The sequence below is a fragment of the Rhodothermales bacterium genome, from assembly GCA_040221055.1.
Lineage (GTDB): Bacteria > Bacteroidota > Rhodothermia > Rhodothermales > UBA10348 > 1-14-0-65-60-17.
Map to the genome: position 1 here is coordinate 455,394 of JAVJVN010000009.1, position 20,316 is coordinate 475,709.

The window sequence follows — 20,316 nt, forward strand, 5'->3', positions numbered from 1 at the left end:
TTATCGGGGGGTGGAATGGGCCGACACGTGCTGGCGGTGCCAGGTAATCCGGTCCAGCCATTCCTGGCCCAGCGCGGCCATCCCGAAGTCGCCCACCGATCGGGATTGTCGGACCAACCCCTCTCCTACGTGTACTGCCGTATCCAGGTCCCCGTCCATCGTTCCATCCACAACCTCCCGGTACAGCTGGAGCCGCATCCACTCATCGCGAAGGCTTCCGTCCAGCCCGCCGGGTGTGATCGCATCCAATCCCTCCAATGCGCGATACCGGAGCGTCCGGTCGCTGAGGAGTGAACGTCGAAGCGCCTGGAGCAGCAGGGAGCGAGCCTTGGCGGAACCGACGGAATCCGAGGCCTGGGCGACGTTGGCGGCGGCGAGGCCCGCGAAAAGATGCCATGTTGCGTGTCGATCGGATGGGGGCACGCCATTCAGTACGGCCGAAACCGACTGCGCATGCACGGGTCGACCCGAAAGGGGCGGCATCGTTCCGGGCAGCACCAGGGAGGCCCAACCCAGGCGCGCCTGGTGGAATTCCGGCCAGCGCTGCCAGACGAGCCGCAGCCCCGACGTATCCGCATTCGCCATGGCTTCCCGGTACGCCCGGACCGGCCGGGGTACCCAATGGGGACACGATTGCTCGAACAGGGACAGGACGCCGAACCGGCGTTGACCCGTGTCGCGGGCATCGGCAGGCAGCGATGCGAGGAATCCGGGCATGTCCCGCACCCACGACGCCATGAGATGCTCGGCGGACTGCCCGTAGACCGCCATGAAGTCGCCCGACCGGTACACCCGGCGGAAGGCGTCCATTCCCCGCGTTTCAACAAGGTGATGCACAAACGCACCCGTCCACGTGTACGAAACCCCCGCACGACCGCTCCAGAAACCGAGCGGAGTCAAGGAACGAGCGACCTCCTGCGCGACCGCTGCACGGCGGGATGCGTCCGGATGGGCAGCCAGGACCATCGCTTCCGGGGACGGTCCGCCGCCCGGAGGCTCCACGGCCACGGCGAAGCCTTCAACCAGACCGACGAGCGGCGAGGCCCTGAGGACGGGTGTCCCGAATTCCCTCGAAAAAACGTGGGCCAGTTCATGCGGAAAGACCGACGCCAACGATGCCATCGAAACGTGCACCTGTGGGGTCCTGAGCCAGACCGGGGCCACGCTTGTTGTACGTGCCCCCGTAAGGCCGGCTCGCGTCGCATTGTCGGGATACACGTAGGATGCGACACGCCCTGCCGGTCGCACACCGGTCATGCGGTGCAGTCGGTCGAAGTGCCATTCATGGTCATCCAGGATCCGGCCAAGCGCGGCGTGTGGGACAGCCGTGGTATCGTAGAAGACATCGAAATGTGCTGTTTGTGCGTGACCCGTGAAGCGGGACTGCAGCCACGCCTCCGGGGTGTTGATTCCAACCCGACCGGGTTGTGCGTAGAGCAATCCCAACAGCAGTCCCGGAATCAGCATGAGTCCGAAGCGCCCCCTGGCCCAGGCCACGAAAACCGCGGCCCACAGGAGCGACATTCCCCGGAACACGAACAATCCCGCCCGGACAACCAGATCCTCATCGTAAATCGGTCCGAGTACAGCCCCGAACACGTGATTGTAGCTGTAGAACTGGGGATGCAACCCCACGTCGTACAGCGGTCCCGCAACCAATACGACCCCACCCACCATGAACATCCAGAACACGGGACGCCCTGATCGACTCCGCGCCCAGTGCCCCACGGCCCAACCGAGGATGACGGACGGCCAGACCAGCACGAAGAACAGTCCACTCCCCCGCAGGATGTCACAATTCGGTGCCCACAGGAGAGACACCAACAGCATACCCACCAGTACCAACGGCCACAGCATGCGGGGAACCAATCTCCCTCCCCGAGCGCCGGCCCATCCCGAAAGGAAGAACGCCACCGTGGCCCCAACGGCGCCGCTCTCCACGTGCAGGCGGTCAAAAACAGGGATTTGCCAGAGGACCAATCCGAGGATCACATAGACCCACAGCTCCGTGCGTCGGAATGGAGCGTCCCTGTTCAGGGACGTCAAATGAACTTGTATGCGATTCCGACGGCGAATACTTCCTTGACCTGGAGTTTGCTGCTGACATCCTCATCGAACAGCATGGACCACTCGAAGTTGACCTGCAGCCAGGAATTCACCTTCATGGTGACCACGTTTTCCCAAAGATAGTCCGGCAGGTCAGGCTTGTTGAACGCAGCGAACAGCCCAAGCGTGGATTTGTAGTGGACATTCCTGAAGATCTCCTTGTCGAAATCCGTGAAGGCTTCCACACCGAACTCGAAACGCGCGCTGCTTCCTGGATCTACGCTGTACAGTGGCCGCAAGCTTTCGATCATGACAACCGTCTGCTTGGCACCGAGGCCCAGCCGCTGACTGAACCAGGGTTTGGGTTTGTAGGCCAAGCCAAGGGACTGGGTGAACGTACCCGGGGACAGGAAGTCGGACACCTTGACCGGCGGGGTCCGTCCATCACCGAACGGGTTCTTCTCGAAATTGAATCCTGGCGCGAACTGCGTACGTGCACCCGCCGCAACGGTCGGTTGGAACAACAACAGCTTTCCATTCCCGGCATAATTGAGCGCCATGGTCAGTCGGATGAGATCCTCTGCCTTTCGGAATGCCAGGGTGTCCTGCTTGACGACCCCGAAAGACAGCCGGAGGGTGGACTTCTTGGTCCAGTTCCCCGATGCCTGCTCGGCCGAACCGTCCAGGCCGGAACTGATGGCGAGCGTATTTACGCCGCCTTCCGCCCAATTCTGGAATCCCGCCTGCGATCCGTTCAGCTTGCCCAACAGGCTCTTTGTCCAGCTACCCGACGACGAGTCGGGCGGCGGGGCATCCTGTGCCGATGCCGGCACCGCGGACATCAGCAGGAAAAGAAGGGACAGGATGACTGTCCGTGGGGAGGCGACTACTCGCATCATGACAAAAACAGGTTGGGTATTTCCGGACGTCGTCATGGTCCGGGTCCGAAAACCGGAAGGGCAAAAAAAAAGTGGAGGCCGCACCGGGCGGTACAGCCTCCACTTTTCAAAACGGACGGCAATCAGTCGTTTTTCTTGTCCTGGACTTCAACACGGATGTCCTGGGCCATCTTCTTGATGTCCTGCATGGCCTTGCGGACACGGGTGCCAGCTGCCTTGTTGCCCTTGTCGTAGAACTTGCTGAAGTCGTCTTCCAGTCCGTCAACAAAGCTCTTGAGATCGGCAAATCTGCTCATTTTAATTCCTCCTAGGGTGATACGTTGGCTCAGCGAGGCAGATGAAGTGACCTCGTGAATGATGGCGTCAAAGTACATGCCCCGGAAAGGCGTGTCAAGCAGAAAGCGTCATTTCTGGCTTAATCAAGCCGATTATTTGAACTTAGGCCCATGCCCGATACCGGAACCGGGGCCCAGGCAGCCCACCGCGATACGTGATGCACATACATGTCGGACACGGACTCGTGCACCCCCTCCGCGGGCATGCATCCAGCCGCCTCCAGGGCATGAGCCGCCACCGATTCCCCGCGTTCTCCGGCGTGCTGCAATTCCGGCGCAAGCCGTTGTACCATATGGACTAACCGGATTCCACCGGGGACCACATCCTTTACGACACGGGCCACTTCAAGGGGCGGAATCCGGACCCATCCCCGCTCCGGGTGACAGGCCACGGAAGCGACCAGAACCACCACATTCCGGGCAGCGGAATCCATCAGAATGGACCAATCCCCCACCCGGATTTCCATCCCGCCCAACTGGATGAATTTCCGGTCGCAGCCGGTGAATCCGACCGTTGCAACGCCAAGATCCGTCAGCCGGAATACGGCTTCCTTGACCTCCTCCCGGACCCGTTCCTCCCGAACCACTTCGTCCATGCCTCCCGGCTCCACAATCAGGAAGGTCGGCGGTCGGACGGTTTGCGTGGACAGTGCATTGCCCAGCAGATTCCAGAACATGAGATCGGATTGGGCAGCTCGGTCAATACAGACCAGGTCCGTTTCGGTCGAATTCATGGACACGTCGGCGACTTGCAGTTGCTTGGAGAGTGGGCGATGGTTTATTTGCCGGAGCGCCAATTGATCCGGTGCGTTCCACCCCCTGTTGCCGATTCCGAACCGCCATCCCGTGTCCATGACCCCGTTCTGCCACCTCCATTGCCATACCCAATATTCGCTTCTGGACGGGGCAGCCCACATTTCGAAGCTGGTGGATCGGGCGGTGGAACTGGAAATGCCGGCCGTGGCCATAACCGACCACGGGAATTTGTTCGGTGTGCCCGAATTCTATACGACGGCCAAGAAGGCGGGCATCCAGCCCATCATCGGCTGCGAGTTCTACGTCACGGCGTCCGGCATGGACGACCGCAACGACCGCGTACGCTACCACCAGGTGCTGCTTGCCAAGAACGAAACCGGCTATCGGAATCTCATCAAGCTGTCCTCCCTGTCCTTCACCGAAGGCTATTACTACAAGCCTCGGATAGACCTGGAGACCCTGAAGAAGCATTCGGAAGGGCTCATTGCCACCACGTGCTGCCTGCAGGGACAGGTCCTGCAGACCATCCTGCACAAGGGTGAGGCGGAGGCCCGTAAGGTTTTTGAAATGTGGCTGGACGTCTTCGGCGACGACTATTACATCGAAATCCAGGACCACAACATCCCGGACCAGCATACCTGCAACCGCGTGCTGCTCCAGTGGGCCAAGGAGTACAACGTTGAGGTCGTGACCACGAACGACGTGCATTACGTCCATCAGGAAGACAGCGAAGCCCAGGACGTGCTGCTCTGCCTGCAGACCGGGAAGGATCTCTACGATCCGAACCGCATGCGCTTCGAGAACGACCAGTTCTACCTGAAGACGGCCGGGGAAATGGAACTGGCGCTTCGCGATGTCGATGATGCCACCGTGCGCCGTGCCCTGGAGAATACGAGCGTCATCGCCGACAAGTGTTCGCTGGAACTGCAGATGGGACAGTTGCTCATGCCGCATTTCCCGCTTCCCGCTGCGTTCGGGAATGACATGGATGCCTATCTGAAGCATCTGGTGTATGAGCGCGCGACGCATCGGTACCCGGAAATGCCGTCCCAGGTCACCGAGCGGATTGACTACGAGTTGCGCATCATCAAGGAGATGGGATACGCCGGGTACTTCCTGATCGTGCAGGACTTCACCACGGCGGCGCGCGAGTTGAACGTGAGTGTGGGCCCGGGACGCGGCTCGGCCGCCGGCTCCATCGTGGCCTATTGCCTGGGCATCACGAACGTTGACCCACTGGAATACGATCTGCTGTTCGAACGTTTCCTGAATCCGGAACGCGTCTCCATGCCCGATATCGACATCGACTTCGATGATCGCGGTCGATCCAAGGTCATTGACTACGTGGTCAAGAAATATGGCCGTGAGAGCGTGTGTCAGATCGTGACGTTCGGGACGATGGGTGCCCGGTCGGTCATCCGCGACGTGGCGCGCGTCATGCAGATTCCCCTGCCGGAGGCGGACCGGATTGCGAAACTCATTCCGGAAGGGCCGAAGTCATCCCTGGCCACGGCCTTCGAGGAGGTCAAGGAATTCCGTGACCTCCGGGATAACGGCGATGAGCACATCCGCAAGCTCATGCATTACGCAACCGTCCTGGAAGGATCGGCCCGGCACACGGGCGTGCACGCGGCGGGTGTCATCATTGCACCCGGTCGGGTCAGTGATTACGTCCCCATTTCGGTGGCCAAGGGCAAATCGGGCAATGACGATGTCATCACGACCCAATACGACGGCAAGTGGGTGGAGTCGTTCGGCTTGCTGAAGATGGACTTCCTGGGGCTCAAGACGCTCACGGTCCTGAACGATGCGCTGGACCTGATTGCCCAGAACCACGGCGTGACGGTGGACCTCGATGCGATTCCATTGGATGATCCGCTCACCTATGAGCTGTTCCAACGCGGCGACACGGTGGCCATTTTCCAGTTCGAGTCGTCGGGCATGCGTGAATGGATGCGTCAGCTGGGGCCCACCGAGATCAACGATCTCATTGCCATGAATGCGCTCTACCGTCCAGGCCCGATGGACAACATCAAGCACTACGTGGCGCGCAAGAAAGGCCTGGAAGAGGTCTCGTACTACCATGAGATGTTGCAGCCCATCCTGGAGCCCACCTACGGGATTCCGGTCTACCAGGAGCAGGTCATGAAGATGGCGCAGGTCATGGGGGGGTACTCGCTGGGCAACGCCGACATCCTTCGACGCGCCATGGGCAAGAAGAAGGAGGAGGAAATGGTCAAGCAGCGGGCCATTTTCGTGGCCGGAGCAGCCGAACGCGAGGTCGACGAGAAGACGGCCAATGAGGTGTTCGACCTCATGGCCAAATTCGCCGGGTACGGATTCAACAAGAGCCACGCCGCGGCCTATTCCATCGTGGCGTACCAGACCGCATGGCTCAAGGCCCATTACCCGGCGGAGTTCATGGCCGCCGCGCTGACCAACGAAATGGGCGACACCAAACGACTGGCCGTTGTGCTCGAGGAGGCGCGCCATCTCGGACTGGAACTGCGTCCGCCATCCATCAACGACAGCCACGCCCGGTTCACGGTCGAGGACGGCCGAATCCGGTTCGGGCTGGGAGCCATCAAAGGCGTCGGCATGGGGGCTATCGATGCCTTGGTCGAGGAGCGCGAGAAAAATGGTCCCTATACGTCCCTGTTTGATTTCACGGGCCGGGTGGACCTGCGCGCCATCAACAAGAAGGCTGTCGAAAGCCTGGCCCGGGCCGGGGCCATGGACATGCTGGATGGACATCGTGCCCAGTTGGCGGAGGCCGCCGACATAGCCGTCCAGTACGGACAGCAGCGACAGGCCGATGCCGCGGCCGGCATGATGTCGCTTTTCGGCGAGCCCGGCGGCGACGGCGCCGCGCCCATGGAGCCTGCACTGCCCCAGATTGCCCCCTGGCCGAAGGCCCGGCTCCTGAAGGAAGAGCGGGAGACCGTGGGATTCTATGTCTCGGGACACCCTTTGGAGGCCTACGGACCCGAATCGCGAGCGTTCGGGAACACCCAGATTTCGGATATTCCCGGCCTCTTCGAGGCGGAGCCGGAAGGGGACGACAGCTATGCGTACCGCCAGAACCGTCCTCAGTACACGTTCTGCGGCATCATCACGGAGGTCCAGCATCGCGTGACGAAGAACGGAAAGCCCTTCGCTTTCTGTCAGTTCGAGGACTTCACGGGCCAGGCCGAGGTCGTGTGTTTCTCGAACACGTACGACCGGATCCAGCAATACCTGCAGGTGGATTCCATCGTCCTCGTGAAAGGGGCCGTGGAAGTGCGCGGGGGGACCTCGAAGATCATGGCCAACGACATCGTCCCCATGTGGAAGGTCCGCGAACAGATGGTCAAATCGTTGATTGTCCGGGTTTCGGCGGATGACCTGACGCTGGCCCAGGTAGACGAATTGGAATCCCTGTTCGCGGACGCCAGGGGGCACTGCAAACTGTATTTCGACCTGGTTTCAGCGTCGGATCCGCGGCCCAGGCGGATCCTGTGTCGATCCGTCGTGGTGGACCCGAACCAGGATGTGATGAACGGTCTGGGCCGCATGTTCGGCCGCCGGGCGTTGGCCGTGGAAGGGGAATGACGGAAGCCGCAACCCACGTAGCCGAGGGGCGTAGAGCCCGGATCATGCCTGTTTCCGAACCCCGAAGTGCTGCCACGGTGAATTCAGCCCCGCGTCTTTCTGCCCTGCGTCTTACTCCATTTCTCCCCGTGCTGGCCCTGCTCGTGGCGTTGACGGGCTGCGACCGGGTACTGGAACCCATCCGAGACCAATACCGCCCGGTATCCCTGCATGATGGATACCGCCATGCCCTGGATACAGCCGGGCTGCTGGACAATCGACTGGGAGCCATATGGATGCATGAGGCCGAATCGGCGCTGGCCACGCCCCTCCCGGTATCGCTGCCGCATCAGGAAGTGGTTTTCTCCGATCCGACGCGACCCGAGGCCCACGCCTTCCGGATTGAACTGACCCAGGGTCAGCGCCTTGAAGTCTCCGTGGATGCGGATTTCCAGGTGTTCGTCGACGTGTTCGAGGATCGATCGGGCGACGGGCTCGGCCTGCGAAGGGTAGACAGTGCCGATTCCACGCAGTCCATGGTCCACGACGCCATGCGTACGGCTTCCTATGTGCTCCGTGTCCAACCTGAACTGTTGGTGGAGGGAGCCTGGACGCTCACGGTCGTCCAGACGGCCAGCATCATATTTCCGGTGGCCGGTCGCAGTTACTACGACGTGGGCAGCCGATTCGGAGATCCCCGGGACGGAGGACGTCGGGAGCATCACGGCTTGGACATCTTCGCACCCCGGCACACCCCCGTCGTAGCCGTTGTGGACGGCATTATCCGGAGCACGCGGATTGGCGGCCTCGGCGGAAAGACGGTCTGGCTGCGTGACACGACCACGGGGGCGAACGTGTACTATGCCCATCTGGAAGACCAACTGGTGGAGGAAGGCATGCGGGTGGCCACAGGCGACACCATCGGGACGGTCGGAAACAGCGGCAATGCCATTACCACTCCTCCCCATCTTCATTTTGGCATTTACCGGAACGGCCCGAATGACCCCTGGCCGTACGTATTCCGGCCGAACCGCCGCGTGGAACCGCCACGGGCGGACATGGCGGTTCTCGGCGCGTGGCTGCGCGACGCCCGGATGGCGGACGCTGCCGTGCGTGTGGTGGGGGCGGCGCGGGACGCGTATCGCGTCCGTCGTGCCGACGGCACGACGGCGTACGTGAGCGCCCGCAGCCTCGAGCCGCTCGACCAACCGCTTGACTCCATCACGCTGACCGCCGCCGCGACGGTGCGCTCACGTCCGCACCGCGCCGCCCCCACCATCGCCCTGCTGGAAGCCGGAACGACCGGGCATATTGTGGCCCGGGACGGGCGGGAAGCGACCGTGCCCGAAGAATCGTTTTCGGCGGTGGCCCTGCCGGACGGACGTCTGGGCTGGATATCGACGCTGCAATGAATGCCCTGACCCGACTCCCCCGCCAGGCCCTGGTCCTGCTCGTGAAAGGATACCAGTCAATCCTGTCACCCCACTTCCCGGGGTCGTGCAATTTCACACCCACGTGCTCCGCGTACGCCGTGGAAGCCCTGAATCGCTACGGAGCCATCAAGGGCACCATACTGGCCATCCATCGTATTTCACGGTGCCACCCCTGGGGCGGACATGGGTACGATCCCCCGGTCTGGTACGGCGAGTCCACCGACATGGAAACGGAATCGGAAATCGAGGCTTCCACCCCATGAGCCACACCGAACACGAAACGGCCGGACGCAGCCTGACGGCCCACTGCCTGGTCATCACGTGCAGCGACACCCGTACGGCGGAGACCGATACCAGCGGCGCGTTCATCCGATCGGCCCTGGAGCAGGCCGGCCACTTCGTCGTCGGCCCCGTCATCGTTCCCGACGAACCGGAGCATATCCGCGCGGCCATTACCGGACACGCGGTCGACTTCATCCTCATAACAGGCGGAACGGGACTTGCCCCGCGGGACACCACGTGGGACACCCTGCACGGACTCTACGAATCGACCATCCCCGGGTTCGGAGAGCTGTTCCGCATGCTCTCCTACGACGAAATCGGACCGGCCGCCATGCTTTCCCGCGCATCGGCCGGGCGCCTGGGCCGGACCGTCATCTTCTCCATGCCCGGCTCCCGCGCTGCGGTCCGCCTCGCCATGGAGCGCATCATCATCCCCCAGATGGGGCATATCTCGGGTCTACTCGAACCGTAAGGCGTCTATCGGATTCATGCCGGCCGCCTTGCGGGCGGGGTAGAAACCAAAGAAAATGCCGACCGCGGCGGAAAACACCAGCGCGACCATGACGGTCTCCGGAGCCACCACTGTGGCCCAGCCCGTCACATTCGCCACCAGGGCCGAGCCCCCGTATCCAAGCGCTACGCCCAGCGCACCGCCGAGCAGCGACATCACGATGGCTTCTATCAGGAACTGGGTCAACACGTCCGAGCCGCGTGCCCCTATGGCCATCCGTATACCGATTTCCCGTGTTCGCTCCGTGACCGACACCAGCATGATGTTCATGATCCCGATCCCGCCTACAAGCAACGAAATCGAAGCAATGGCGGCCAACAGGAGCGTCATGACTTCGGTGGTACCGGACGCCGCGTCCGCCAGTTCGGTCTGGTTCTTGATCTCGAAATCGTTGGCGTCGTACGATGCCAGGTTATGCGATTCCCGGAGGATGGCGGTCAATTCCTCCTGGGCGGGCCCGATGTCGGCTGGCGACGGGGTCGAGACCAGGATCTGCGAAACGAACCGGAACCGGCTCAATCGCTGACTGACCGTGGTATGCGGCGCCAGCAGCGTGTCATCCTGATCGTTTCCTTCCGGTGTCTGTCCTTTCGGCGTGAGCACGCCGATGATCTGCACCGGCACATTCCGGATCCGTATGGATTGACCGACGGGATCCTGTCCGGCGAACAGGTTGTCGGCAATCGTCTTCCCGATTACGATCACTTTCTTACCGGTCCGCACGTCCTGAGGCGTGAACCAGGAACCCGCTGCCAGGTCCCAGTCACGGATGGACAGGTAATCCACATCCACTCCGTTGAGCCGCGTCCGCCAGTTTCCGCTGCCGCCGATGATCTGCGTGAACGTCGTCACGACCGGCGAGACGGCACTGATGTACAGCGCCTCGTTCTGGATTTTCTCGGCATCCTCGAGGCTCAATCGGTTGAAACTGCCCATGCCACCGCTGACGCCGCCCTGGGAAGACGATCCGGGCGTGATCACCAGCATGTTGGTGCCCAGATTCTTGATCTGCGCTTCAATCTGGCTCTTGGCACCGTCTCCGACCGCCACCATGACGATGACCGCTCCGACGCCGATGATGATGCCCAACATGGTCAAGAGCGTGCGCATCTTGTTCTTGATGATGCTCTTGCCGGCCACTTTCACCAACCGAAATGCCCTCATGCCGCAACCTCTTCGTCTTCGAGCGCCCGCTCGGCCCGGATTTTTGCCAACGCATCGGCTGCCGATGCGCGTTGTTGTTGTTCGTCGCGGATAATGCGACCATCCCGGAGTTCAATGACGCGCGTGGCATATTCCGCCACGTCGTGCTCGTGAGTCACCAACAGGATGGTGATGCCCGAATCATTCAGTTCCTGGAAGAGGGTCATGACCTCGGCCGTCGTGACGGAATCAAGATTACCCGTAGGCTCGTCCGCCAAAAGCATGGCCGGATTGGTCACCAGTGCCCGAGCAATGGCCACACGTTGCTGCTGTCCACCCGAAAGTTCATTCGGAAGGTGATCGGTTCGATCGCCCAGTCCCACCCGCTCCAGCGCTTCGATGGCGGCTTTACGGGGGTTCTTAACGCGATTCGAGCGATCATACAACAGTGGCAACTCCACATTTTCCACCGCCGTGGTACGCGCCAACAGATTGAAGCCCTGGAATACGAATCCGATCTTCAGATTCCGGACATCTGCCAACTTGTTCTTTGAGAGCGAGTCGACCCGGATACCATCCAGCTCGTACGTTCCCGAGGACGGGTAGTCCAGGCCGCCAAGGATATTCATGAAGGTGGATTTGCCGGATCCCGATGCGCCCATGATGGCTACCATCTCCCCCTTGACAACGTCTACATCCACGCCCCGGAGGGCGTGCACCTGGGTCTTCCCCATCTGGTAGACTTTCCGGATGTCTCTCGTCCGGATGACCGCATCTTGTTCCTGATTCGTCATGATCAGAATCCGCCGCCGCGGCCGAATGAAGGTCTGCTGCCGGCATCGCTGCTGGACTGGAATGGATTGCTGAAACCACCCGAAGCTTCGGTTTCGGTGACGCCAGCGACAATCTGCATACCATCGCTCAGCCCCTCGCCCCGGATTTCCGTGGAGGATCCGTCGGTGATTCCGGTTTCCACGCGCACGGTCTGTACCTGTCCGGCTTCATCCAGATACCAGAGCAACGCCCGGTTGGATGCGCCTCCGAATCCCCCGTTCATTCCGGCGGGTCGACCGCCGCCCGCGCCGGTCGGCGCACCACCGGAGGCTGCGCGTGACCCGGACGCCGAATCGCCATTTGCAGCGCGCTGGGCCTCCATGCGCGCTCGCAGCTCACCCATCATCCGCTCGGTGGGACGAAACCTGAGAGCAGCGTTGGGAATCATGTACACATCCTCCACGCGCTCAATCAGGAAGTCGACGGTGGCGGTCATGCCCGGCAGCAGACGGCCGTCCGCATTGTCCACATCGATGACAGCGGTATAGGTGACCACGTTGTTCGTGACGGTGGACTGGAGACGGACCTGCCGGACCACGCCGTCAAACATCTGGTTGTCGTAGGCCTGCACCGTGAATCGAGCCTTCTGTCCGGGCTGGATCTGCCCGATATCGCCCTCGTCGACCGAGGCCTGGATTTCGAGGCGCTTCAAGTCGTTCGCTATCAGGAACAGCTGGGGCGCCGACAGACTGGCGGCAACCGTCTGGCCTTCATCCACATTGCGTTCTATGACCACGCCATCGATGGGCGAAATGATGGTCGCATAGGACAGGTTCCGCTGGGCCCGCTCCAGACTGATGGACGCCGTCTGGATACCCGCCTTTGCGATATCCAGATTGTAGGCGGCCTGGTTGAGGGCGACCTCCGTGGTGAACCCCTTCTCATGGAGTTCCTTCACGCGATCATACTCGCGCTGGTTGAATTCAAGTTGGGCCCGGGCCCGGACCAGGCTCGCATTGGCATCCCGCACGGATGATGCCAAGAGTGTCGTATCAATCCGGGCAATGACCTGTCCACGACGGACCGGGTCATTGAAGTCCACATAGATCTGATTGACGATGCCGGACACCTGCGTGCCGACCTGGACCGTCGTGACCGCATCCAGGGTGCCTGTCGATGCTACGACAGACTCCAGGTTGCCCTTTGAAACGTTGACGAACCGGTATTCCACTCCCGTGGTCTCGGCGGGGCGGGTAGCATACCAGATGGCGCCTGCGCCGACAACCAGTACGGCAACAATGGCAAGAATGCGTGTCATCAGTCAGAATTGGATTGTTTGGAAGATTTGTCGGCCGAGTCACGCCGATCGAGCCAGGCGGACATGTCCTGTTGTTGTTCGGGGGTCAGGATGGTCCTGAGTTCGACGCGCATGGAGTCCAGGATGACCCGACGCTGGTCGTAGACATCTCCGAAGATCACGTTGAATCGCTCCTGGTATCGCGTCGTCAGGTCCCTGAGTTCAGCCTCCTGGGTCGCATCCGTCGGCGTGGTGTACGCTTCAATCATGTGATACAGCCCCCCTGCGCCGCGCATGGTGCGCAGGCGGTCCATCCGTTGGTTATGCACGATGGACCAGCCAATGGCCCCGATGCCGATACCGACAAGGAGGGTCACCAGGAGGACCAGGACGGATTTGGTTTGTGTTTTCATGGGTTCAGTTTCACGATGTCTGTGATCCTCAGAATCAATGATCCTCGAAATCGGGATTGTAGGCGACGGCTACCGTAACCGACGGCAGGCCCAACAAACGGTCTGCCGTACTGTCGATGCCCGGCATGTCCGTGGTCAGCCGCAGATTGTAGAGAAGCAGCCCGATCAGGACGACCAGGCACGCGGCAACGACAGGGCGGAACCAGCCCAGGATCCCGAATGTCATGTCGTCAAAGGCTCCCCGTGAAGCCTTCTGTCCGACCAGGCCCTGCTCCCGGGCCTTGCGCACAATCCGGTCCGCCAGCATGGGTCGCAGCGCTTCCTTGCGCTCCTGTTCGACCATGCTGCCCAGCCATGTTCTCAGTTGACGGTGTTCTTCCATGATTCAGAGTGCCTCCGTCGCCGCTGCCTTTTCAACGCGGGACAGTTCGATTTTGAGGGCGTCCGTACCCCGCTTCAGGCGGGAGAGGACGGTTCCGTATTTGATTCCGAGGACATTCGCCGTCTCTTCGGTGGACAACTCTTCCACCAGCCGCAACAAGACGACAATCCGTTGTTTTTCCGGCAGGGCATTCAGGGCCCGTCTGAGCGCCATGTTCCGCTCCGCATCCGCCACGGAATCGGTGGCTTCCACACTGCCCCCGGCTGACTCCAGGTCACTCGACGTGCCCCAGGCTTGCAACCAACGGCGCCGCTTTCGTGCGCGCAGCACATCCAGACTGCGATTGATGGCAATCCGTGTGATGAACGTCCTCAGTGTTGCATCGCCGCGGAAGGTATCCATGTTGGCATGAAGCTTTACGAACACCTCCTGCACCACATCGTCCACCTCCTGCGTGTTGCCCAGCAGTCCGGTTACTGTTCGCGTAACCGAATCCAGATGCTCCTCCACCAAGCGGCGAAAGGCCCGTTCATCGCCATTCCGGATTGCGGCTGCCTGGACGTGTTCCTCTACAATATGCAGGGTTCCGGTTCGTTCAAACGACCTGATGTCCCGCTGTTCAGCGCTGGTCAAGCTCCGTTCAGGGACAGGGATCGCTATGGAAATGGAGGAGATCACTTCGGGCAATCGCGGGTTCAATCCGTTTGATTCGGGAAACGTGTCCGGTTCCGGCCTGCGCCGGGTCCCGGTCTGCCCCTTTGACGTCCGGACACCCGATTGCATTCCACCGAACACGACGGCCGTGCAAGCGTACCCCGGGACCACCCAACAAAGATACTGCCGTGGCGCTGACGTTGCGATTATACAACACCCTCACCCGTTCCGTGGAAGCCGTTCGTCCCATCCGGGATGGTCATCTCTCGTTCTATTCGTGCGGCCCGACCGTCTACTCGTACGCCCATATCGGGAATTTCCGGTCTTTCATCACGGCTGACCTCATTTACAGGACGGCCCGGGCGCTTGGATTCGACGTGAGCTATGCCACGAATATCACGGACGTCGGGCACCTGACGGAAGATGACATCAGTGATGCTGGCGGCGAGGACCGTATGGCGAAGGCCCTCCGGTCCAAGGAAGGCGAAGCATTCGCGAATGTATGGGACCTCGCCCGGCACTATGCCGAGGAACTGGAAAGCGACTGGCAGCGGCTGAACCTTCTCGAACCGTCCGTTCGTCCGCGGGCCACGGAACACATGCGAGAACAGATCCAGGCTGTGGAACGGCTGCTTGCGGACGGCCACGCGTATGAAACGGCCAGTGGGGTATACTTTTCCGTCGCCTCCTTCCCCGAGTACGGCAGACTCTCCGGAAACCGGGACGCAGAAGGCTTGGAGCAGCGCGTCCGGAACGTGGTGGACGACCCGGAAAAGCGGGACCCGCGGGATTTTGCCCTCTGGAAGAAGGACGACGCGCACCTCATGCAGTGGTACAGCCCATGGGGATGGGGATTCCCGGGATGGCACATTGAGTGCTCCGTGATGGCCATGGCCTATCTGGGCGACGAAATCGACATCCACGCCGGAGGCGAAGACCTGATCTTCCCGCATCACGAATGCGAAATTGCGCAGTCAGAGTCGCTTACGGGCAAGCCCTTCGCACGGCATTGGGTGCACACCCGCTTCCTGCAGGTGGAGGGTGAGAAGATGAGCAAGAGCTCCGGGAATTTCTTCACGGTCCGCCAACTGGTTGCTCCCGAATCGGATGGAGGCCGCGGTATCGATCCGCTGGCCATCCGCATGACCCTCCTTGCTGGCCACTACCGCAAACCCTTCAACTTCACGTTCGAGACGGTCAAAGCCCACGTCCGGCACCGGGAACGCATTGTGGAAGCATCCAAGCTGGTGGATACCATTCTTGCAGGTGCGACGGACACAAGCGCGGAATTCGCTCCGGAGGGACCGCCCACGGCAACCCCCGGCGACGACAACCGGTTCGCTCCACTCATGGATCGTGCACTGGAGGCCATGGCGGACGACCTGAACACCCCTTCTGCACTGGCTGTCCTGTTCGAGGGCGTCAAACAAATCCTGTCGGCCGGAAAATCCCTTCCGCTCTCCGATGCACACGCCGCCAGGGCGTGGCTGGACGGCATGAACGACCTTCTGGGTGTCGTCGACGCATCCTCCATCCCCACCGACGCCGCCGGCGACCCTGCTCCCAACCCGGAGGATGCACGGATTGACGCGCTGCTCGCCGAACGGATGGCCGCCCGCGCGTCGCGGGACTTCGCCCGGGCCGATGCCATCCGGGACCAGATCGCAGCCATGGGGATCGAAATCATGGATACGCCCGAAGGGGCACGCTGGAAGCGCAAATCAAACGTTTAGTCGCCATGCCCTACGCCACACGATTGCTGGATTACGGAACCCTTTCGGGCGGTCTCGCCCGGATGATGGACCGCTTCAAGACCGACGGTACCCTCATCGGGACCAGCGAAGAAGACGCATACATCTGCGACAACGCCAATGCCGCGCTGCTCGGCATGCTGTATGATCAGCGGGTCCGCGCCGAATTTGCCTTCACCGGCCCGCATCGGTTGAAAGAACGCCTGGGACACCTCGACATGCAGCGGATTGCGGACATGGATCCGGACGTCCTCCGGGAAACCTTTGCCGAGAAGCCTGCCGTGCATCGGTTCACGAATGTAATGGCCGATCGGACGCAGGCCATAGCCCGGATTGTGGCTGACGAATACGGTGGCAACGCGGCCAACATGTGGAACGACGGTTCGGACTTTCCGACCATCCGCAAGCGACTCATGGCGCTTCCGGGATTCGGCAAGATGAAGGCCGAAAAGATGAAATACGTACTGCACTACTTCGGCCACCGGGACTTCTCCTGAATTCGGCCTGAAGAGGCGTCCGGACGGCCGTTACCGGCGCCAGAACGCCGGCACGAACACGATGATGACCGTGAAAATCTCCAGTCGGCCGGCGAGCATGAGGAACGACAGTACCCATTTCCCGGCATCCGGCAGGTGGGCATAGTTCTCGGCCGGTCCGAACGTCCCGAACGCCGGCCCGATGTTGCCGACGCTGGACAGCGTGGCCCCGAATGCGGAGAGCAGGTCCATCCCGACGAACGCCATGGCCAGCGTCCCGAAACCGATGAGACCCAGGTACAGGACAATGAACGAAACGACGTTCTTGAGCACATCGGCCGGGACGGTACGTCCACCCAGCCGAACCGGCAGGATGGCTTGCGGATGAACCAGTTGCCGGAGTTCCTTGAATGAGTTCTTGAACATCAGGACATGCCGGATGACCTTCACCCCCCCTCCGGTCGATCCGGCCATGCCCCCGATGAAAAAACACAGGAAGATGACGCCCAGGGCCAATGGCGGCCACAGTTCGTAGTCGGCCGTACCGAATCCGGTCGTGGTGATGATGGACACCGCCTGGAACGCACCGTACCGGAAGGCTTCCATGAGCGAGGCATACCCCTCGAAGACCATGCCATCCCCCGGATCGGGCAACAGCGCCAGTGAAGGAGCCCACAGGCCGAACGTCAGGATAATCGTGGAAACGGCCACGATACCGACATACACGCGAAGCTCGACATCCCGGAAAACCGTAATCACCTCGCCGCGCAGCATCCGGTAGTGAAGTGCGAAGTTGACCCCCGCAAGGAACATGAACACGGTCACAATCGCATCCACATATCCTGAACCGAACTGTCCGATCGATCCGTTCAGCGTCGAGAATCCACCTGTCGCCAACGTCGCCATGGCATGATTCACGGAATCGAAGAACGACATGGCAGGCAACAAAGCCACGACCTGGACGGCGGTAATGCCCACATAGATCATCCACAACCGCTTTGCCGTATCCCGGACCCGGGGCGTCAGCTTGTCCGCGCTGGGGCCGGGCACTTCGGCCTTGTACAACTGCATTCCCCCGACACCCAACAGCGGCAGGATGGCCAGCGTGAGAACGATGATGCCCATCCCACCCATCCAGTGGGTCAGGCTGCGCCACATCAGGAACGACTTGGGGACGTCTTCAATGGCCGGTGTGTCAGCTCCCCCAAGAATGGTGGCCCCTGTCGTGGTGAACCCGCTGATGGTTTCGAAGAAGGCGTTCGTATAGGAGTCCAGGGTACCGGCAAGGACCATGGGCAGGGCACCGAGCACCGAAAGCAGGAACCACGACACGGCTACGATGGCGAACCCCTCCCGGATGCGGAGCTCCCGCTGCTCCTCGGGACCCTTCAGCAACCACGCAGCAACACCGGTAAGCAGACAGCCGGCTCCGGTTACCGCATAGGCCCACCAGGCGTCCTCCCCGTAGACCAACCCGGTAAGCGCCGGGACCATGAGGAACAGGCCCAGGAAAAACACGAGGAAACCCAGCGTGGTAAATACGGCGCGAAGATTCAGTACCATTTCATCGGGCCGCAAACAGGGCTTCCAGCTTCGAGACCATCTTCGGCATGACAAACACGTAGGCCCGGTCCCCTTCCCGGATGCTGGTGTGGCCCGTGGCCACTTCCACTCCGTCCGAGTGGATAACGGCACCAATCAGCATGCCGGACGGCAAATTCAGACTCTTCAGCGGATTCCGGGTGATATCGGACCGCGTTCCGGCTTCGATTTCGAGGATTTCCGCGTCCATTCCGTGTACCGTGGCCACTGATTTGATGTGCTTCCCCCGGAGGAACCGCAGGATTTCCCGCGACACAGCCAGTTTCTTGTTCACGGCGGCATCCAGCCCGATGGACTGACTGATGGGGATATACGCTGCCTGCGACAGCAGCGCCACCGTCTTGTGCACCTGCAAGTGCTTGGCCAGCAGACACGATACCAGGTTCGACTCTTCGTCGTCGGTCACGGCGACGAACGCGTCCATGTCCGACAGACCTTCCGTCACGAGCAGGTCGATATCCGTTGCCGAACCGTGAATGACCAGACACCCGGGCAACAAATCGGCCAATTCCTCGGCTCGTTCACGATCCGGTTCCACCAGTTTCACGCGCTTGTTCTTTTCCGAAGAGAGTGAAAGCGCCACCTTGGCTCCCACGTCGGTTCCACCAAGGATCATGATGTTCGATATGCGCCGATCCGACTTTCCGAGCAGACGGGTGACCGGCGGAATCTCATTGGGTCGCGCCAACACGAACACCTGGTCCCCCTTGCGAAAACGCTCCGTACCCGTCGGAAGCAGCGTCCGGATACCCCGGACAATGGCCATGACCCGGAATCGGATGTCGGGCAAATCCGCGACCACTTCCTGCAGCGTCTTGCCGATGACCTCTGCGTCCGGGTCGAGCCGCAAGCCCACCAGGTGCAACTGGCCGTCGGCCATGGACAGGACGTCCGTAGCGCTGGCCCGGCGGATGAGCCGGGTAATCTCGGAGGCCACGCTCTCCTCGGGATGGATGACCAGGTCAATGCCGAAATCGGAGGATTTCAATACCGACTGGGTACGGGACAATTCCGACGAACGGACACGGGCCACCGTCGTCGGGACACCCATCCGGTCGGCCAGCATGCATGCAATGATATTCACCTCATCGATGGCCGTCACGGCCACCAGGATGTCCGCCTGTCGTACACCGGCATCTTCCAGGACCGTAGCCGACGTGCCGTTTCCCTGGAGTGTGAGCACGTCCAGTTTGTCCGCCACGTGCGCCAGCTCCTCGGATTCGAGATCCACGACCACGACATCGTGATCCGATTGGGACAACAATTTCGCCACATCGAACCCGACGACACCGGCACCGATTACAATGGCTTTCATACGGGCCACTCCTGGCGCGTCCACGCCTGCTCCCAGAACATCCACTCGAATCGGACACTGGCCCGGAATGCCCGTTTGGCCGCTTCCCGATCCTCCGGGGATGCAAATCCGGCCTGCTTCTCCAGCCGGGCGAGCAACGCATTGGTATAGGTGATGAATCCAGGATCCGCATAGGTGCCCAACCAGGCTGCATACGGATGGGAGTCGGAATACTCAGGAAGACCCATGCCGACTTCGGTGTACAGCCACGGGCATGGGGCAAGGGCGGCAAGAGCAACCAGGAGAGAGCCGGACTGCGCACTCGCCACCATGTGGGTGCTGTAGGCGTGCGCGTTCGGCGTCAGATCGAGGTGCCGGACATCCTCCGGCGTGTAACCCAGTCGTTCACCGTACCCGCTGTGGAGTTCCTGCTCCACGACCAAGGCCAGACGGGCGGCATCCACGAACCAGAGCTTGTCTTCCGGATGCGGACAGCGAACGGAAATCAGGCTGCACGCATCGGCAAACGCCTCCAGGTAGCGCGCGTCCTGCATTTGATAGAACCGGAAGCGATCGGCATCGAGCGTGCCGTCAATCAATGCGCCGACAAACGGATGCGTTGTGGCAGACTGCCACTCGTCCTCTGCGAACGTTCGACAGGTACCAGCGAATTCGGGTATGAGAAGGTCCAGGATGGG

The 20,316-nt window shown here is 61.3% G+C and carries 19 protein-coding genes; 6 read left to right on the forward strand and 13 right to left on the reverse strand.

The window, feature by feature from the left end; translation table 11 throughout:
* From RIE53_04575 to RIE53_04590, 4 genes are all read right to left on the reverse strand, one after another.
* A complete protein-coding gene (locus RIE53_04575; GenBank protein MEQ9103951.1) occupies window positions 1-2,046 on the reverse strand; it encodes a hypothetical protein in 2,046 nt (681 codons plus the stop codon).
* Entirely contained in the window at window positions 2,043-2,981 is a 939-nt protein-coding gene (locus RIE53_04580) for a DUF3078 domain-containing protein (GenBank protein ID MEQ9103952.1), read from the reverse strand. The genes RIE53_04575 and RIE53_04580 overlap by 4 nt, the downstream gene beginning before the upstream one ends.
* 86 nt (window positions 2,982-3,067) lie before the next feature.
* On the reverse strand, window positions 3,068-3,241 hold the full coding sequence (locus tag RIE53_04585) for a histone H1 (GenBank protein ID MEQ9103953.1): 174 nt from the start codon (window positions 3,239-3,241) through the stop codon (window positions 3,068-3,070).
* Between the two features lie 119 nt (window positions 3,242-3,360).
* Window positions 3,361-4,014 carry a hypothetical protein gene (locus tag RIE53_04590; protein ID MEQ9103954.1) on the reverse strand — a complete coding sequence of 218 codons (654 nt, stop codon included), beginning with the start codon at window positions 4,012-4,014 and terminating at the stop codon, window positions 3,361-3,363.
* A 118-nt stretch (window positions 4,015-4,132) separates the two neighbouring features.
* On the opposite strand from RIE53_04590, the gene dnaE reads away from it, so the two are divergent.
* The 4 genes from dnaE to RIE53_04610 are packed head-to-tail and all read left to right on the forward strand — an operon-like array spanning window position 4,133 to window position 9,793.
* Window positions 4,133-7,627 (forward strand): DNA polymerase III subunit alpha, encoded by a 3,495-nt coding sequence (dnaE, locus tag RIE53_04595; GenBank protein ID MEQ9103955.1) that lies wholly within the window; start codon window positions 4,133-4,135, stop codon window positions 7,625-7,627.
* A 44-nt stretch (window positions 7,628-7,671) separates the two neighbouring features.
* A complete protein-coding gene (locus RIE53_04600) occupies window positions 7,672-9,018 on the forward strand; it encodes a M23 family metallopeptidase (protein MEQ9103956.1) in 1,347 nt (448 codons plus the stop codon).
* The gene (gene yidD / locus RIE53_04605) at window positions 9,015-9,302 is read left to right on the forward strand and encodes a membrane protein insertion efficiency factor YidD (protein ID MEQ9103957.1); all 288 of its coding nucleotides are present in this window, start codon (window positions 9,015-9,017) and stop codon (window positions 9,300-9,302) included. Before RIE53_04600 ends, yidD begins: the two co-directional genes overlap by 4 nt.
* Complete coding sequence (locus RIE53_04610) at window positions 9,299-9,793, forward strand: MogA/MoaB family molybdenum cofactor biosynthesis protein (protein ID MEQ9103958.1); 495 nt, start codon at window positions 9,299-9,301, stop codon at window positions 9,791-9,793. The genes yidD and RIE53_04610 overlap by 4 nt, the downstream gene beginning before the upstream one ends.
* Here the strand turns inward: RIE53_04610 and RIE53_04615 are convergent.
* From RIE53_04615 to RIE53_04640, 6 genes are read right to left on the reverse strand one after another with little or no spacing between them, the layout of a single operon-like run.
* Complete coding sequence (locus RIE53_04615) at window positions 9,779-10,996, reverse strand: ABC transporter permease (protein ID MEQ9103959.1); 1,218 nt, start codon at window positions 10,994-10,996, stop codon at window positions 9,779-9,781. The two genes, RIE53_04610 and RIE53_04615, sit on opposite strands and share 15 nt — an antisense overlap.
* Window positions 10,993-11,769: an ABC transporter ATP-binding protein gene (locus RIE53_04620; GenBank protein ID MEQ9103960.1), complete on the reverse strand. Its 777-nt coding sequence runs from the start codon at window positions 11,767-11,769 to the stop codon at window positions 10,993-10,995. Before RIE53_04620 ends, RIE53_04615 begins: the two co-directional genes overlap by 4 nt.
* Window positions 11,770-11,771: 2 nt before the next feature.
* Entirely contained in the window at window positions 11,772-13,067 is a 1,296-nt protein-coding gene (locus RIE53_04625) for an efflux RND transporter periplasmic adaptor subunit (GenBank protein MEQ9103961.1), read from the reverse strand.
* Window positions 13,067-13,459 carry a hypothetical protein gene (locus RIE53_04630; GenBank protein ID MEQ9103962.1) on the reverse strand — a complete coding sequence of 131 codons (393 nt, stop codon included), beginning with the start codon at window positions 13,457-13,459 and terminating at the stop codon, window positions 13,067-13,069. Before RIE53_04630 ends, RIE53_04625 begins: the two co-directional genes overlap by 1 nt.
* 34 nt (window positions 13,460-13,493) lie before the next feature.
* Window positions 13,494-13,841 (reverse strand): hypothetical protein, encoded by a 348-nt coding sequence (locus RIE53_04635; GenBank protein ID MEQ9103963.1) that lies wholly within the window; start codon window positions 13,839-13,841, stop codon window positions 13,494-13,496.
* A 3-nt stretch (window positions 13,842-13,844) separates the two neighbouring features.
* Window positions 13,845-14,474, reverse strand: a complete 630-nt coding sequence (locus tag RIE53_04640; GenBank protein ID MEQ9103964.1) for an RNA polymerase sigma factor — start codon at window positions 14,472-14,474, stop codon at window positions 13,845-13,847.
* Window positions 14,475-14,683: 209 nt separating this feature from the next.
* On the opposite strand from RIE53_04640, the gene cysS reads away from it, so the two are divergent.
* Complete coding sequence (gene cysS / locus RIE53_04645; GenBank protein MEQ9103965.1) at window positions 14,684-16,228, forward strand: cysteine--tRNA ligase; 1,545 nt, start codon at window positions 14,684-14,686, stop codon at window positions 16,226-16,228.
* Between the two features lie 5 nt (window positions 16,229-16,233).
* Window positions 16,234-16,743 (forward strand): hypothetical protein, encoded by a 510-nt coding sequence (locus RIE53_04650; protein MEQ9103966.1) that lies wholly within the window; start codon window positions 16,234-16,236, stop codon window positions 16,741-16,743.
* Window positions 16,744-16,773: 30 nt separating this feature from the next.
* On the opposite strand, the gene RIE53_04655 is transcribed toward RIE53_04650, so the two are convergent.
* From RIE53_04655 to RIE53_04665, 3 genes are read right to left on the reverse strand one after another with little or no spacing between them, the layout of a single operon-like run.
* A complete protein-coding gene (locus RIE53_04655; protein MEQ9103967.1) occupies window positions 16,774-18,285 on the reverse strand; it encodes a potassium transporter TrkG in 1,512 nt (503 codons plus the stop codon).
* Between the two features lies 1 nt (window position 18,286).
* Entirely contained in the window at window positions 18,287-19,639 is a 1,353-nt protein-coding gene (gene trkA / locus RIE53_04660) for a Trk system potassium transporter TrkA (protein ID MEQ9103968.1), read from the reverse strand.
* Window positions 19,636-20,313 (reverse strand): TenA family protein, encoded by a 678-nt coding sequence (locus RIE53_04665; GenBank protein MEQ9103969.1) that lies wholly within the window; start codon window positions 20,311-20,313, stop codon window positions 19,636-19,638. The genes trkA and RIE53_04665 overlap by 4 nt, the downstream gene beginning before the upstream one ends.
* Window positions 20,314-20,316: the final 3 nt, after the last annotated feature.